At 70.0% G+C, this 14,263-nt stretch carries 18 protein-coding genes; 14 read left to right on the forward strand and 4 right to left on the reverse strand.

Annotation, left to right across the window (positions count from 1 at the left end; translation table 11 throughout):
- Positions 1-47 precede the first annotated feature (47 nt).
- Positions 48-1,217, reverse strand: coding sequence for an MFS transporter (locus A3CE_RS0141920; protein WP_020646097.1), 1,170 nt, complete (start codon positions 1,215-1,217; stop codon positions 48-50).
- Positions 1,218-1,303: 86 nt separating this feature from the next.
- Here A3CE_RS0141920 and A3CE_RS0141925 point away from each other — a divergent pair, with 86 nt between their 5' ends.
- The 5 genes from A3CE_RS0141925 (at position 1,304) to A3CE_RS52430 (ending at position 3,932) form a co-directional block, all read left to right on the forward strand.
- Positions 1,304-1,843, forward strand: a complete 540-nt coding sequence (locus A3CE_RS0141925) for a CGNR zinc finger domain-containing protein (protein WP_020646098.1) — start codon at positions 1,304-1,306, stop codon at positions 1,841-1,843.
- 74 nt (positions 1,844-1,917) lie between these two features.
- Positions 1,918-2,112 (forward strand): hypothetical protein, encoded by a 195-nt coding sequence (locus A3CE_RS0141930; RefSeq protein ID WP_026469374.1) that lies wholly within the window; start codon positions 1,918-1,920, stop codon positions 2,110-2,112.
- 4 nt (positions 2,113-2,116) lie between these two features.
- Complete coding sequence (locus A3CE_RS0141935; RefSeq protein ID WP_043793032.1) at positions 2,117-2,620, forward strand: DUF6879 family protein; 504 nt, start codon at positions 2,117-2,119, stop codon at positions 2,618-2,620.
- On the forward strand, positions 2,595-3,449 hold the full coding sequence (locus A3CE_RS0141940; RefSeq protein WP_084641964.1) for a helix-turn-helix domain-containing protein: 855 nt from the start codon (positions 2,595-2,597) through the stop codon (positions 3,447-3,449). The genes A3CE_RS0141935 and A3CE_RS0141940 overlap by 26 nt, the downstream gene beginning before the upstream one ends.
- Before the next feature lie 294 nt (positions 3,450-3,743).
- The gene (locus tag A3CE_RS52430) at positions 3,744-3,932 is read left to right on the forward strand and encodes a hypothetical protein (protein ID WP_125592559.1); all 189 of its coding nucleotides are present in this window, start codon (positions 3,744-3,746) and stop codon (positions 3,930-3,932) included.
- 8 nt (positions 3,933-3,940) lie between these two features.
- Here A3CE_RS52430 and A3CE_RS0141950 read toward each other — a convergent pair whose 3' ends face one another.
- Positions 3,941-4,375, reverse strand: coding sequence for an OsmC family peroxiredoxin (locus A3CE_RS0141950; RefSeq protein WP_020646103.1), 435 nt, complete (start codon positions 4,373-4,375; stop codon positions 3,941-3,943).
- Between the two features lie 100 nt (positions 4,376-4,475).
- On the opposite strand from A3CE_RS0141950, the gene A3CE_RS0141955 reads away from it, so the two are divergent.
- The gene (locus A3CE_RS0141955; RefSeq protein WP_020646104.1) at positions 4,476-4,976 is read left to right on the forward strand and encodes a DinB family protein; all 501 of its coding nucleotides are present in this window, start codon (positions 4,476-4,478) and stop codon (positions 4,974-4,976) included.
- On the opposite strand, the gene A3CE_RS0141960 is transcribed toward A3CE_RS0141955, so the two are convergent.
- Both A3CE_RS0141960 and A3CE_RS0141965 read right to left on the reverse strand, forming a co-directional pair.
- Positions 4,963-5,724, reverse strand: a complete 762-nt coding sequence (locus A3CE_RS0141960; protein WP_026469376.1) for a DUF1295 domain-containing protein — start codon at positions 5,722-5,724, stop codon at positions 4,963-4,965. The two genes, A3CE_RS0141955 and A3CE_RS0141960, sit on opposite strands and share 14 nt — an antisense overlap.
- Positions 5,724-6,989, reverse strand: a complete 1,266-nt coding sequence (locus A3CE_RS0141965; protein ID WP_020646106.1) for an SAM-dependent methyltransferase — start codon at positions 6,987-6,989, stop codon at positions 5,724-5,726. Before A3CE_RS0141965 ends, A3CE_RS0141960 begins: the two co-directional genes overlap by 1 nt.
- A gap of 82 nt (positions 6,990-7,071) precedes the next feature.
- On the opposite strand from A3CE_RS0141965, the gene A3CE_RS0141970 reads away from it, so the two are divergent.
- The 8 genes from A3CE_RS0141970 (at position 7,072) to A3CE_RS0142010 (ending at position 14,233) form a co-directional block, all read left to right on the forward strand.
- The gene (locus A3CE_RS0141970) at positions 7,072-8,340 is read left to right on the forward strand and encodes an NAD(P)/FAD-dependent oxidoreductase (protein ID WP_020646107.1); all 1,269 of its coding nucleotides are present in this window, start codon (positions 7,072-7,074) and stop codon (positions 8,338-8,340) included.
- Positions 8,334-9,068 carry a DUF1365 domain-containing protein gene (locus A3CE_RS0141975; protein WP_020646108.1) on the forward strand — a complete coding sequence of 245 codons (735 nt, stop codon included), beginning with the start codon at positions 8,334-8,336 and terminating at the stop codon, positions 9,066-9,068. Before A3CE_RS0141970 ends, A3CE_RS0141975 begins: the two co-directional genes overlap by 7 nt.
- Entirely contained in the window at positions 9,061-9,666 is a 606-nt protein-coding gene (gene sigK / locus A3CE_RS0141980) for an ECF RNA polymerase sigma factor SigK (protein ID WP_026469377.1), read from the forward strand. Before A3CE_RS0141975 ends, sigK begins: the two co-directional genes overlap by 8 nt.
- Positions 9,667-9,677: 11 nt before the next feature.
- Positions 9,678-10,433, forward strand: coding sequence for an anti-sigma factor (locus tag A3CE_RS0141985; RefSeq protein WP_020646110.1), 756 nt, complete (start codon positions 9,678-9,680; stop codon positions 10,431-10,433).
- Between the two features lie 241 nt (positions 10,434-10,674).
- The gene (gene ftsZ, locus A3CE_RS0141990) at positions 10,675-11,982 is read left to right on the forward strand and encodes a cell division protein FtsZ (protein WP_020646111.1); all 1,308 of its coding nucleotides are present in this window, start codon (positions 10,675-10,677) and stop codon (positions 11,980-11,982) included.
- A gap of 82 nt (positions 11,983-12,064) precedes the next feature.
- Positions 12,065-12,769, forward strand: a complete 705-nt coding sequence (gene pgeF / locus A3CE_RS0142000; RefSeq protein WP_026469379.1) for a peptidoglycan editing factor PgeF — start codon at positions 12,065-12,067, stop codon at positions 12,767-12,769.
- Between the two features lie 31 nt (positions 12,770-12,800).
- Positions 12,801-13,535: a YggS family pyridoxal phosphate-dependent enzyme gene (locus A3CE_RS0142005; RefSeq protein WP_020646113.1), complete on the forward strand. Its 735-nt coding sequence runs from the start codon at positions 12,801-12,803 to the stop codon at positions 13,533-13,535.
- A 95-nt stretch (positions 13,536-13,630) separates the two neighbouring features.
- Positions 13,631-14,233, forward strand: coding sequence for a cell division protein SepF (locus A3CE_RS0142010; protein ID WP_013224823.1), 603 nt, complete (start codon positions 13,631-13,633; stop codon positions 14,231-14,233).
- Positions 14,234-14,263: the final 30 nt, after the last annotated feature.

The raw sequence follows: 14,263 nt of genomic DNA on the forward strand, positions 1-14,263 counted from the left end.
CGCTCGCCCTCGCCGCCGCGCCGTCAACGAACCTCGGACGCGCGACGCTAGACGCGCGTCCGGGCCATCCCGGCCAGGCCGATCAGGGGGAGCACGCCGGCGAACACGACGACCGCCGTCCAGCCGCCGAGGTGGTAGGCGATCGAGCCCGCCTGCGAGCCGATCGCGCCCCCGATGAAGAACGTGCCGAGGTAGACGCTGTTGATCCGGGCGCGGGCGGCCGGGTCGAGCTGGTAGATCGTGTGCTGGCCGACCACGAGCGTCGTCTGGACGGCCGTGTCGACGGCGATCGCGGCGATCGCCAGCAGCACGACGCTGTGCGCGCCGAACCCGGCGAGGGCGAAGGCCGCGGCGCAGAGCACGAAGGCGCCCGCGGTGAGCCGCCGGCCGTGGCCGTGGTCCGACCACCGCCCGGCCAGCGGCGCCACCGCGGCGCCGGCGGCACCTGCCAGCGCGAACAGGCCGACGCCGAGCTGGGAGTAGTTGAACGGCGGTGCGGTCAGCACGAAGGCGATGGTCGTCCAGAACGCGCTGAACGCGCCGAACATCGCCGACTGGTACAGGGCGCGGTGCCGCAGCGGCGGGTGCTTCCGGGCCATGGCCAGCGTCGAGCGGATCAGCTGTCCATAGTGGACGTCCGTCTTCGGCGCGCGGCGCGGCAGGATGAAGCGCAGCACGACGGCGAGCGCGGCCATCGCCGCGGCCGAGATCAGGAACACGACGCGCCAGCCGGTCACCTCGGCGAGCAGGCTGGCGACCACGCGCGAAAGCAGGATGCCGAACAGCAGCCCGCTCATGACCCGTCCGACGATCCGGCCGCGGATGTGGTCGGGCGAGATGTCGGCGGCGAACGGGACGAGGATCTGCACGACGACCGACGCGGCCCCGACCAGCAGCGAGGCGATCAGCAGCACGGCGAACCCGGGCGCGACCCCGATGACGACCAGGCCGGCGGAGGCGAGCGCGAGCAGCGTGGCGACGAGCCCGCGGTTCTCGAGCCGGTCGCCGAGCGGAACGAGCAGCAGCATCCCGGCGGCGTACCCGATCTGGGTGGCGGTGACGACCCCACCGGCGGCGGCTTCGCCGACACCGAAGGTCTGCCGCAGCTCCGCCAGCAGCGGCTGGGCGTAGTAGAGGTTGGCGACGGTCAGTCCACAGGAGACGGCCAGGAGCAGGACGAGCCACCCGGGCGGGGCTTTTTGCTCGGTCTCGGTCATGCGTGCGTGCCCCCAGGGAAGGTGGAACCGGTTTGATCGGTTCCCGACGGTACCAGTCAAACCGGTTCCGGCGTACTGTGACCCGTATGACGGACCGATTCCGCTCAGGCGCGGGCAGGCTGTGCCTCGACTTCATCCGGACGCTGCGTTACCGCGGCACGCCATCGGAGTCGGAGGAGCTCCCGGACGCGGCGGCGTGGGGAGCGTGGATCGACCAGCTGGGCCCGTTCCCGGCCCCGGTCCATCCCGCTTCGGCGCAGGAAGCTCGTGCTTTGCGGGAGGCTGTTCACGAGCTGCTCACGGAATCCACGGTGCGTCCCGCCATCCGGCAGCGGTTGAACCGTTTCGCGGCTTTGCCGGTGCCGGCGCCTTCGCTGACGTCGTCGGGCGAGCTGCGTTGGCAGGCTTCGGATCCGGCGTCGGCGATGCTGGCGATGCTGGCCCGTGACGCGTTGGATTTGGTGACATCGCCGGAGTTCGCGCGGGTCCGGCCCTGCGCGGGGGAGACGTGCGGAGCGCTGTTTTTGGACACGTCGCGGCCCGGGACGCGGCGGTGGTGCTCGATGGATGTCTGCGGGAACCAAGCCAAGAAGTCGACTTATCGAGCGAAGGCCACGGCTTCTTGACGCAATTATGCGAGCACGAGACTAAACGCTGCGTGATCTTGCAGGTGCGAAGAGTGCTCGCTACCGTGATGACCATGAAACTCAGGAAGCTTGCCGGGACGTGTGACGATGGGACGTGCCCGACTGTCTACCTGTCGGATCGCAACACCCTCGTGCTGCAGGGTAACGCGGTGCTGAGCGCTGAAGGCCTGGTCTCCGCTCCCCATGAACAGGCTGTCGAGCTGTCGGTGGAACTTGTCGAGGAGGCATTGCGTGCGCTTGGGCGCTGAGTGGATGAGATACTTCGACGCCTTCACGGTCTCGGCGTTCCGTCTCGAGATACAGCAGACCTATACGATCCCGGCCGAGCGGTCCAACGTCGAACTGTTCCTGGCCGGCGGTGAGCGTCCTCTGGGCCACAATGCCGCGTGGCATGGCCGTATCGAGGAGATCGTCTCGTCCGGCCGGACTGTTCAGCGCGCCAAAGCGGTCCGTCGACCGTTGACGGACTATCTTCGCTACCAGCGAGCGTGGAGTATTCCCGGAAATGTCGCTGCCGGCGAGGACTATCGAATGGTCGATATCACGGAGAACGACTGGGACTTGCCGGAACAGGACTTCTGGCTTTTCGACGAGGCTACGGTGGTACATCTCGACTACCATCCCGACGGTGTATTCATCGGTGCCGAGTTGGTGGAGGAGCCTGATCTGACGCAGTACTGTCGTTGGCGAGATGTAGCTCTGAGTCACGGGGTGCCGTTTGACGGATGGGATGCTGGAGCCGGGCCGGCAGGATGAGCAGCGGGCAACCTTGGCGGAGTTGCTTCGCGAGTTGCGGCAAGCTGCTGGTCTTTCGGGCGAAAGGCTGGCGGCTCGATGTGCGATGAGCCAGGCGAAGATCAGCCGCATCGAGACGGGCAAGATTCTCCCGTCGGTGATCGATGTCGAACAGATCGTCGCGGCGCTGGCCGTACCGGGCGATGCCGCCGAAAAGCTCGTCGCGCTGGCTCGGGTCGCGAACGTCGGGTACACATCCTGGCGGTCGTTGGCGCGCACCGGGCTCTGGCGTGGTCAGCTCGAGATCAAGGCGCTGCACGAGTCGTCGCAGGTGGTGCGGCAGTTTCTGCCCGCGATCCCCAGTGGCCTGCTTCAGACGCCGGACTACGCGCGGCAGGTGCTCACTTCGACCGTCAAGGGCCGGCCGGAGCGTGATGTCGACAAGATGGTCGAAGCCCGGTTGTCCTGGCAGCGGGTGCTGGAGGAACCGGGCCGGCGGTTCGAGTTCGTGTTGACCGAGCAAGCGATCCGCTGGCGGCGAGCGCCGCTCGCCGTGATGGCCGGCCAGTCGGCGAACCTCGCTGCACTGAGTGAACGGGAGAACGTCGAGATCTCGGTCGTCCCGCAGTCGAGTGAGATCCGGGCATCGCCCTTGAACCTCTTCGTCATTTACGACGAACGGCTGGTAACGGTCGAGTTGTTCTCCGGTACTGTCGCACTGCGTGACCCGAGAGACATTGGTCATCATTTAGAATTGTTCGGGTTCTTCCGGTCGCATGCCTTGATGGGTGAAGAGTCGACCGGCTTTCTTCGTTCGATCGCCGAGGAATTCAGGCGGGAAAGCGAATAGTCCTCCCTATGTGCGCACAAGAGTAGGTGTGGCGCTCCTCTTCAAAGGGATGTCACACTTCTCGTATGGAGAACATCACCCGCACCTGTGGTGACGGCAAGGGAAAGGGCTGCGGAAGCTGCGATGGCACCGGCACGATCACCATTGTCGAAGACTGACCCGCTCCTCCGCCCGGGCCTCACGCCGGAGGAATTCCGGTTCGGCGCCAGAACGCAGGTTTTCTACCGAGCTCCGTACCCGACTGAAGGACCCATAGAGACAACGGACTCTTCAGGCCGCCGGACGTGGATGTACATGTACGCCCACTTCGTGTTCCGCTGGCCCGAAGGCGCGACGCAGCTGCACGTCAGCCACGGCACCCTGACCGGCCCGAAGATGACGCTCTGGACCGACATCAAGGTCGCCGGACGCTGGTCAGGCGCGGTCCTCGCGGATTTCGCGCGGACCTGGGCGACCGCGCACCTCGCCAAGTTCGCGCGGTAAAGCGAACCTCAGACCAGGGCCGCGTCCATGGTGATCGTCGTGCCCGCCAGGGCCTTCGAGACCGGGCACGTCTTCTCCGCCGTCTCCGCGTACTCCGCGAACTGCTCCGCCGTCACGCCCGGGAGCGAGGCCCGCAGCGTGATCGCGATGCCGCTGATCTCGAAGCCGCCGCCGGCTGCCGGGCCGAGCGTCACCTCCGCGCTCACGTCGATCGAGTCCGCCGTCAGCTTGTGGGACTCCAGCACGCCCGACAGGTTCATCGCCAGGCAGGACGAGTGCGCCGCCGCGATGAGCTCCTCCGGGCTCGTCTGGCCGTCCGGGTTGCCCGCACGGGTCGGGAACGACACGCTGAACGTGCCCGCGTTGGACGAGTCCAAGGTGACCTCGCCCTTTCCGCTGTTCAGTCCGCCGACCCAGTGGGTGGTCGCGTCACGGCTGGGCATGGAACCTCCTCGATCGCGCTCGGAGACGAACCTAGCGCCCGGGTTGCCTCGCGGGCAAGGCAACCGAAACTGTCGGACCCCTCTGGCAGAGTCCCCGGTCATGACCGAACGACCGAAGCGCCCGGAGATTCCGCTCACCGGCGGCGAACGCGACATCCTCTCGAGCCAGCTCGACCGCCTGCGTGCCACCGTCGCGTGGAAGGGCGAAGGCCTGCGCGACGACCAGGCCCGGCTCGCCCACCTGCCCAGCGAGCTGACGACGATCGCCGGGCTGCTCGGCCACCTGACGCTGAACGAGTGGTACTGGTTCGCCGTCGTCGTCGACGGTGAGGCGGACACCTGGGAGGAACGCCTGAAAGAAGACCCGGACGCGGAGTTCCGCACCGAGGCGCCGATGCCCGAGCTGCTGGCCGGCTACGCGAAGCAGTGTGAACGCAGCCGGGAGATCGTCGCGAAACGCGGACTCGACGACCAGGTGACCCACAACGGCGAGACGTTCAACGTCCGCTGGGTCCTCACGCACATGATCGAGGAGACCGCGCGCCACACCGGTCACCTCGATCTGCTGCGCGAGCTGACCGACGGTCTCACCGGGGAGTGACGCGCTTGGGCGGCAACGGAAAGAACCCGCTGGTCCGCTCGACGTAGTGCGCGTACGCCGGGCGGGTGCGCGCCATTCCCTTCTCCAGCATCGGTTTCCCCGTCCCGCGGGCCAGGGTGAAGGTCATCGCCATGGGGGAGAGGATCGTCGCCGCGCCCGGCCACGTCGAACACGCCAGCAGGTAGAGGCCCCACCACACGCACGCGTCGCCGAAGTAGTTCGGGTGCCGCGTGTAGCGCCACAGCCCGGTGTCGAGCACGCGGCCGCGGTTGCCGGGGTCGGCCTTGAACCGGCGCAGCTGCTCGTCGCCGATCGTCTCGAACGCGAACCCGATCAGCCACACCACGACGCCGAGCCAGCCGAGTACGCCGAACCCCGTGCCGTCCATCGCGAACTGCACCGGCAGCGACACGAAGTACAGCACCACACCCTGGAGGAGGTACACACGCACGAACATCTTCAGCGGCCCGTGACCCATCCGCGCGTACCGCGGGTCCTCCGGCAGCTTGTGGTTGCGCAGGTGCAGGTGCACCGACAGCCGCACGCCCCAGACGACGGTCAGGAGCAGCACCACCAGCCGCAGCGAAAGCGGGCCGTCCCCGAACGGGAACGCCACGGCGGCGACCAGCGCGAAGCCGAGCCCCCAGAACGTGTCGACCGTGTCGTACCGCTTGCGCGCCCGCGCGATCCCGAAGGTCACGACCACCGCCACGAGCGTGACGACGGCCGTGACGAGCAACTGCGGCATCAGCACCACTCCCTCGTCGCCGGCATCCCGCTCGTGCCGTCGGCGAGCGGCCGCACGCCCAGGATCTGGTCCACACCCATCCGGTTCTCCTCGAACGCCAGCGCGCCACCCACCAGGTACAGCCGCCAGACCCGCGCGCCCGTCTCGCCGATCAGCGCGACGACGTCGGCCCAGTTCTCCTCCAGGGTGGCGGCCCAGGCCCGGACCGTCCAGACGTAGTGCTCGCGCATCGGGTGGACGTCCCGGATCTCCAGGCCCGCCGCCTCGAGGTGGTCCAGCGTCCGGCCGACCGGGCGCATGGTCATGTCCGGGGCGATGTACCGCTCGATGAACGCGCCGCCGCCGGGCGCGTCGGCCCCGCGCGACATCTGCTGGAGCAGCACGCGCCCGCCCGGCTCGACCATCCGGTGGAGCGTCGCCGCATACGCCGGGTAGTTGACCTCGCCGACGTGCTCGCCCATCTCGATGGACGCGACCGCGTCGAACGGCGCGTCCGCCAGCTCCCGGTAGTCCTGGCGGCGCACCTCGACGCGGCCTTCCAGGTCGTGCTGGGCGAGCCGGGCGCGGACGTGCTGCAGCTGCTCGGCCGACAGCGTGATGCCGACGGCCTCGACGCCGTGGTGCTTGGCCGCGTGCACCAGCAGCGAGCCCCAGCCGCAGCCGATGTCGAGCAGCCGCATCCCGGGCCGGAGCCCGAGCTTGCGGCAGATCATCTCCAGCTTGTCGTGCTGCGCCTGTTCGAGGCTCTGCGAGCCGGAGGTGAAGTACGCGCAGGAGTACGCCATCGACTCGTCCATCAGCAGCTGGTAGAAGGCATTGGACAGGTCGTAGTGGTGGGCGATGGCGGAGCGGTCACGCCGGAGGCTGTGCAGCTTCCCCGACAACCGGGCTTCCTCGGCGGGCGGCTTGGGTGGCAGGCCGAGCACGCCCAGCCGGACGGCGAGCGCGGCCGCCTCCCACCACGAACGCGGCCCGATCTTCACCCGTTCGATCTCCCCCGCGCGGGTGAGGGCCCAGATCCGGCGGAAGCCGTCCGCCAGATCTCCTTCGACGTCCAGGTCACCGGTGACGTACGCACGGGCGAGCCCCAGCTCGCCGGGCGCGTAGAGGAGACGGCGCAGGGCGCGGCGGTTGCGCAGCACCACGGTGGGCGCGTCCGCCGGGCCGGCGCGGGTTCCGTCCCAGGTCCGCAAGGCCACGGGGAGCTGCCCGCCGAGGAGCTTCCCGGCGAACGAAGCGAGGCGGTGCGCGGTGCTGTTCGGCATGTCCGGGATTCGCTCTCCACTTCGGCGTGGATTGGTGCCGGACCCGGCCAATCCAATCGAGTCCCGGCTGCGAAGGACCGCTGTGGAGATCACGGGAGAACGCATCGGCGTCATCGGCAGCGGGGTGGCCGGACTGACCGCCGCCTACCTGCTGCAACGCAAGTACGAGGTCCTGCTGTTCGAGGCCGACGACCGCCTGGGCGGGCACGCGCACACGCACGACGTGCCGAGCGCGCACGGCGGCACCGTCGGCGTGGACTCCGGCTTCATCGTCCACAACGAGCGCACCTACCCGACCCTGCTCAAGCTGTTCGCCGAGCTGGGGGTGGCCACGCGCGACACGGAGATGTCGATGAGCATCCGCTGCGACGGCTGCGGCCTGCAGTACGCCGGCGCCAAGGGGCTGTCCGGGCTGTTCGCCCAGCGCGGCAACCTCGTGCGCGGCCGCTACCTGCGGATGCTGACCGAGGTCAAGCGGTTCCACCGCCACGCGAAGCGGCTCCTGGCCGCGAAGGACGCCGGGGACGTCACGCTCGGCGCGTTCCTCGCCATCGGCGGCTACACCCGCTACTTCGTCGACCACTTCATGCTGCCGCTGGTCTCCACGGTCTGGTCGGCCGACCGCGCCGACACGCTGAAGTACCCGGCGCGGTACCTGTTCGAGTTCCTCCGCAACCACGGCATGCTCTCGGTGCGGAACTCGCCGGCCTGGCGGACCGTCGCCGGCGGCTCTCGCGAGTACGTCGAGCGCGCGGCGAAGCAGCTGACGGCTGTGCACTTGTCGACGCCGGTGCGGTCGGTGCTCCGGACCGGCGGCGGTGCCGAGATCCGCGACGACGCCGACACGCCGCACCGGGTCGACAAGGTCGTCGTCGCCACGCACGCCGACCAGGCACTGGCGCTGCTGGCCGACCCGACCGCCGCCGAACGCGAGGTGCTGGGCGCGTTCCGCTACTCGGCCAACGAAGCCTGGCTGCACACCGACACCAGCGTGCTGCCGTCGCTGGCCGAGGCCAGGGCCGGGTGGAACTACCGCGCCCCGGCCTGCGGCGCGCCGACCGGCGCGGTCCAGGTCAGCTACGACATGAACCGCTTGATGCGCCTGGAAGAGCCGACCGGGTACGTCGTCACGCTCAACCCGGGCCCCGGCCCCGGCCCGGACCGCCTGGTGGCGAAGATGCGGTACGAGCACCCCGTCTACACACCGGAATCCCTTGCGGCGCAACGACGGCTGCCCGAGCTCAACGACGGCGTGCTGGCGTACGCCGGCGCTTACCACGGCTGGGGCTTCCACGAAGACGGCTGTGCTTCGGGCGCCCGCGCCGCCGAAAGCCTGGGGGTGACGTGGTGACGAACGCGCTCTACGACGCCACCGTCGCGCACGTGCGGCGGATCGACCCGCCGCACGCCTTCGCCCATCGCGTCTACCTGTGGCGGGTGGACCTGGACGACCTGCCGCGCCTGCCGTGGTGGCTGCGGCCGTTCGCGGGCTTCGACCGCCGCGACCACTTCACGGCGGGCGACCCGCGCGGCATCCGGGAGAAGCTGGACGCCTGGCTCGCCGAGCGCGGTGTCGACCTGCGCGGCGGCCGGGTCGTCATGCTGGCCGCCGCGCGCGTGCTCGGGTACGTGTTCAACCCGATCAGCGTCTACTGGTGCCACGGCCCGGACGGACGGCTCGAGTGCGTCGTGGCCGAGGTGCACAACACCTACGGCGGCCGGCACGCCTACCTGCTGCGCCCGGACGAAGCCGGCCGCGCCCGCGCGGCCAAGGAGTTCTACGTCTCGCCGTTCCAGCAGATGGACGGCGAATACCGGATGCGCCTGCCGCGCCCGGAAGCGTTGCTGGACCTCACCGTCGCGTTGCGCCGCGGGACGGCCACACCGCTGGTCGCTACGCTGCGGGGAGTTCGCCGCCCGGTGAACCCGCGGTGGCTGGCCCGGCTCGTGCTGGCCCGGCCGCTGCTCCCGCAGCGGGTGTCCGCGCTGATCCGCCGCCACGGCGTCACGTTGTGGCTGCGCAAGGCCGCGGTCGTGCCCCGCACCCCGCAGACCGCCGGAGGACAGCTGCATGGATGAGCCGGCCCGCCCGCGCCATATGGCGCCGGTGCCCTCGGAAACTCCGGCCGGTCCGACGGCCGAGGAGCTCATGGTGCGCGTCGCCAAGGGCGACGAGCGGGCCTTCGAACTGCTCTACGACCAGCTCGCCGGGCCGATCTTCGGGCTCGTCCGGCGGATCGTGCGCGACGCGGCCCAGTCCGAAGAGGTCGCCCAAGAGGTGCTCGTCGAGCTGTGGCGCACCGCGACGCGGTACGCGCCGGACAAGGGCTCGGCGCTGAACTGGGCGATGACGCTGGCGCACCGGCGCGCGGTCGACCGCGTCCGCTCGGCGCGCGCCAGTACCGAGCGCGAGCAGAAGGCGACCTTCGAAGCCGCCCGCGGCCGCCCGTTCGACGAGGTCGCCGAGTCCGTCGCCGCGCGGCTCGAACGCTCGCAGGTCCGCCGGTGCCTGTCCTTCCTGACCGATCTGCAGCGCGAGTCCGTGCTGCTCGCCTACTACCAGGGCTATACGTATCGCGAGGTGGCCGAAGTGCTGTCGACGCCGCAAGGCACCATCAAGACGCGGCTGCGGGACGGGCTGATCCGCCTGCGGGACTGCCTGGGGGTGACCGCTTGAGCACGCCGGAGATGCACACCCTGGCCGGCGCCTTCGCCCTCGACGCGGTCTCCGACGTCGAGCGCGCCGAGTTCGCCCGGCACCTCGAGCAGTGCGAGTCGTGCTCGCAGGAGGTCGCCGAGCTGCGCGCGACCGCGGCACGGCTGGGCGCGGCGATGGCCGAGGAGCCGCCGCCGGGGTTCAAGGACCGCGTCATGACCGCCATGCACGCCACCCGCCAGCTGCCGCCGCGGACCCGGCCCGGCTCGCCCGACCGGCACCGCCGCTCGGCCCGGGCGCCGCGCTGGGCGGTCCTCGTGGCGGCCGCGGCCGCCGTCGTCGGGCTCGCCGCGGGCGGGGTGTTCGGCGGGATCGCGCTGACCCAGCAGCAGGACCTGCAGACCGCGCAGAGCCGGCTGGACCAGGCGAAACAGCAGTACGAGCCGGTCGCGGCGCTGCTCGCGGCCCCGGACGCGAAGACCGCGCACGGCGAGTCGCCCATCGGCGGTGGCGTGACCGTCATCGCGTCGCGGTCGCTGAACCGGGTGATGGTGATGGAGACCGGGCTGCCTTCGCAGCCGGGCGGCAAGGTGTACGAAGCCTGGCTGATCACCGGCTCGGCCGCGCCGCGCTCGGCCGGGGTGATCCCCGGTGCCGCGGACGGTTCGCTGGTCGTGGCGGACGGCGCCGGCGACGCCGACCACGTCGCGCTGAGCGTTGAGCAGGCCGGTGGCTCGCCCACCGGGGCACCTTCCGGCGTCCTGATGAGCATGCCCGTGCCCGCCTGATCACCGCCATAGCAGACCCTCTCGGGGCGGCGCGCCCGGCTCCCCGCTCTTGCGCGCTCGAACGTGTTGTGGCAAAACACCTTTGCGACACACGGCGTGCCTACTGGATTAGAGCGTGCCTGGTGCCTACCGTCCTGCCTAACGTCGGCAGTTGACATAACTCTCAATCTGGGGTTTAGGTTGAGAGTTGATCACCGGTCGGCGGGCTGTACGGGCACAACGATCAGGAAGGCGGACTTCGATGACGCCCCCGCACAACTACCTTGCGGTGATCAAGGTGGTCGGCATCGGCGGTGGCGGCGTGAACGCCGTGAACCGCATGATCGAGGTCGGCCTCAAGGGCGTCGAGTTCATCGCGGTGAACACCGACGCGCAAGCACTGCTCATGTCCGACGCCGACGTCAAGCTGGACATCGGCCGCGAGCTGACCCGCGGCCTCGGCGCGGGCGCCGCCCCCGAGGTCGGCCAGCGGGCCGCCGAAGACCACCGCGAAGAGATCGAAGAGGTCATCAAGGGCGCCGACATGGTGTTCGTGACCGCCGGTGAAGGCGGCGGCACGGGTACCGGCGGCGCGCCGGTCGTGGCGCAGATCGCCCGCAAGCTGGGCGCGCTGACCATCGGCGTCGTGACCCGCCCGTTCACCTTCGAAGGCAAGCGCCGCGGCAAGCAGGCCGAAGACGGCATCCAGGCGCTGCGCAACGAGTGCGACACGCTGATCGTGATCCCGAACGACCGCCTGCTGCAGCTCGGCGACATCGGCGTCTCGCTGATGGACGCGTTCCGCTCCGCGGACGAGGTGCTGCTGTCCGGTGTCCAGGGCATCACCGACCTGATCACCACTCCGGGCCTGATCAACCTCGACTTCGCCGACGTCAAGAGCGTGATGTCCGGCGCGGGCTCGGCGTTGATGGGAATAGGGTCCGCGCGCGGCGAGGGCCGGGCCATCCAGGCCGCGGAGAAGGCGATCAACTCGCCGCTGCTGGAGGCGTCGATGGACGGCGCCCACGGCGCGTTGCTGTCCATCGCGGGCGGCTCCGACCTGGGCCTGTTCGAGATCAACGAGGCCGCGTCGCTGGTCCAGGAGTCCGCGCACCCGGACGCCAACATCATCTTCGGCACGATCATCGACGACTCGCTCGGCGACGAGGTCCGTGTCACGGTGATCGCCGCCGGGTTCGACGCCGGCGCGCCGACGCACAAGAAGCTGGACCCGTCGATGTTCGGCTCCGGCTCGCGCTCGTCGTCCACCACCGCGTCGGCCTCGGCCGGTCAGGTCTCGAACTCGACGTCGCAGCAGCCGGGCGCCACCCCGGTGCCGTCGGCGGGCAGCTCCGGCTACCCGGTGGCGCCGCCGCGGTCGCACTCGCCGATGCCGTCGGCCACCGGCAACCAGCCGCCCGGCGGGCTCCCGCAGCCCGGCGGCAGCTCGCGCGGCTACTCGCCGATCGGCTCCAACGCGACCCAGGGCAGCCTGCCCGGGCGCGCGATGCCGGTGCACGACGACCCGTCGGACGACGAGGTCGACGTCCCGCCGTTCATGCGGCGCTAGTCAGCTGTTGTTCGTGAAGGCCACCTTGAGGAACTCGAAGTTCCTGAAGGTGGCCTTCACGGCGTTTGGGAGGATGGGGACCATGCGGGTTCGGCGAGTGGTCACGACCAGGGCGGGCGGCGCGTCGCGGCCGCCGTACGACACCTTCAACCTGGGCGACCACGTCGGCGACGACGAAGGCAACGTCCACGCCAACCGCAAGCGGCTCGCGTCCGAGCTGGGCCTGGCCGAGGACAAGCTGGCCTGGATGGAACAGGTTCACGGCCGCACGGCGACCATCGTGGACGGTTCGGAAACCGCCGCGGCGGAGGCGACCGATGCCCTGGTGACCGCGACCCCGGGTGTCGCGCTCGTCGTGCTGGTCGCCGACTGCGTGCCGATCCTGCTGGCCGATGCCGAGGCCGGAGTGGTTTCGGCAGTGCACGCGGGGCGGGTGGGCACGCGGGTCGGGGTCGTCCCGGCCGCGGTGAAGGCCATGCGGGAGGTGGGGGCCGAGCCGCACCGGATCGAAGCCCTGCTCGGCCCGGCCATCTGCGGCGACTGCTACGAGGTCCCCGCCGAAATGGCCGCCGACGTCGAGAAACACGTTCCGGGCAGCGCGTGCAAGACCCGCAAGGGAACGCCGGGCCTCGACCTGCGCGCCGGTCTCTGGCGGCAGCTCGCCGACCTGGGCGTCGGCAAGATCGGCGTCGACCCTCGGTGCACGAACGAGGACAAGACGCTCTTCAGCTACCGCCGCGACGGGACGACCGGGCGGATCGCGGGCATCACCTGGATCGAGGCATGACCGCCGACGTACTTTTTCCCGCGGAGGCGGCATGAACACAGTCGACCGGAAGGCCGAACTGGCCGCGAACCTGGCCGAGGTCGAAGAGCGGATCGCCGCCGCGTGCCGGGCTGCCGGGCGGGCACGCGAAGAGGTCCGGCTGATCGCGATCACCAAGACATTCCCCGCCTCGGACGCGGCACTGCTGGCCGACCTCGGCGTCACCGATGTGGGTGAGAACCGCGATCAGGAGGCCGGGCCGAAGGCGGCCGAAGTCGCCGAGCTGCGTCCGGACGGCGTGCTGCGGTGGCACATGGTCGGCCGGCTGCAGCGGAACAAGGCACGTTCCGTGGTCGAGTGGGCGCACGAAGTGCAATCCGTCGATTCCGCGCGGCTCGCCGACGCGCTGGCGAAGGCGGTGCGTGCGGCTCGGGACGCCCAGATACGTGACGAACCCCTCGACGTGCTGATCCAGGCCAGCCTCGACGACGACCCCGAGCGCGGCGGCTGCCCGCTGGCCGAGCTCGACGCGCTCGCCGAGCGGATCGCCCACACGGGCGAGCTGCGGCTTCGCGGCCTGATGGCCGTCGCGCCGCTCGGTGCCGACCCCGCCGCCGCCTTCGAACGGCTAGCCCGAGCGGGGGAAAGACTGCGGAAAGATCACCCGAATGCCGCAGAAGTCTCCGCCGGGATGAGCCATGATCTCGAGCAGGCGATCACGCACGGCTCCACCTGTGTGCGTGTCGGAACCGCGTTGCTCGGTGGACGCGGTTTAGCCTCGCCGTAGGGAGCTCGCGCGGTCGTCACGTTTCGTGGTCGCCCGCGCGGGGCACTGACGGTGTGGATCAGTCAGTGCGGGAGCGGCTAGGGCTAGGGAGAGGCATGAGCGCGCTGCAGAAGCTGAAGGCCTACTTCGGGATGGTGCCCGCTGACGACGACGGCTATGACGTCGAAGACGACTATCGGCGCGGCTACGCGGACGACGACTACGACTCCTACGAGGAGCCGGCACCGCGGCCGTCCCGTTCACGGTACCGCGACGTCGACGACACGTACGACGAGCCCGTCAGCCGCAGCCGGTCACGCTCCGTGCCCAGCTCCGAGCCCGCCGTCCACGGCGCGCTCGCCATGGACCGGCAGCCGGAACCCGTGGCGCGCCTGCGACCGGTCACCGAGCCGGTCGTGCGCCAGCCGGTGCGTGATCCGTTGAGCCGCATCACCACGCTGCACCCGACCAGTTACGCGGAGGCGCGGGCGATCGGGGAGCACTATCGCGAGGGCATCCCGGTGATCATGAACCTCACCGAGATGGAGAACGCCGACGCGAAGCGGCTCGTCGACTTCGCCGCCGGGCTGGCGTTCGCGCTCAGAGGGTCGATGGACAAGGTCACCAACAAGGTGTTCCTTCTCTCACCGCCCGATGTGGACGTCACCGCGGAAGACCGCCGGCGGATTGCCGAGGGCGGATTGTTTTTGCGGGGCTGAAGTCGCTCGGACCGCTGAGCGCAAGCAGAC

Origin of the sequence: Amycolatopsis balhimycina FH 1894 (assembly GCF_000384295.1) — a bacterium.
Classification (GTDB): Bacteria; Actinomycetota; Actinomycetes; order Mycobacteriales; family Pseudonocardiaceae; genus Amycolatopsis; species Amycolatopsis balhimycina.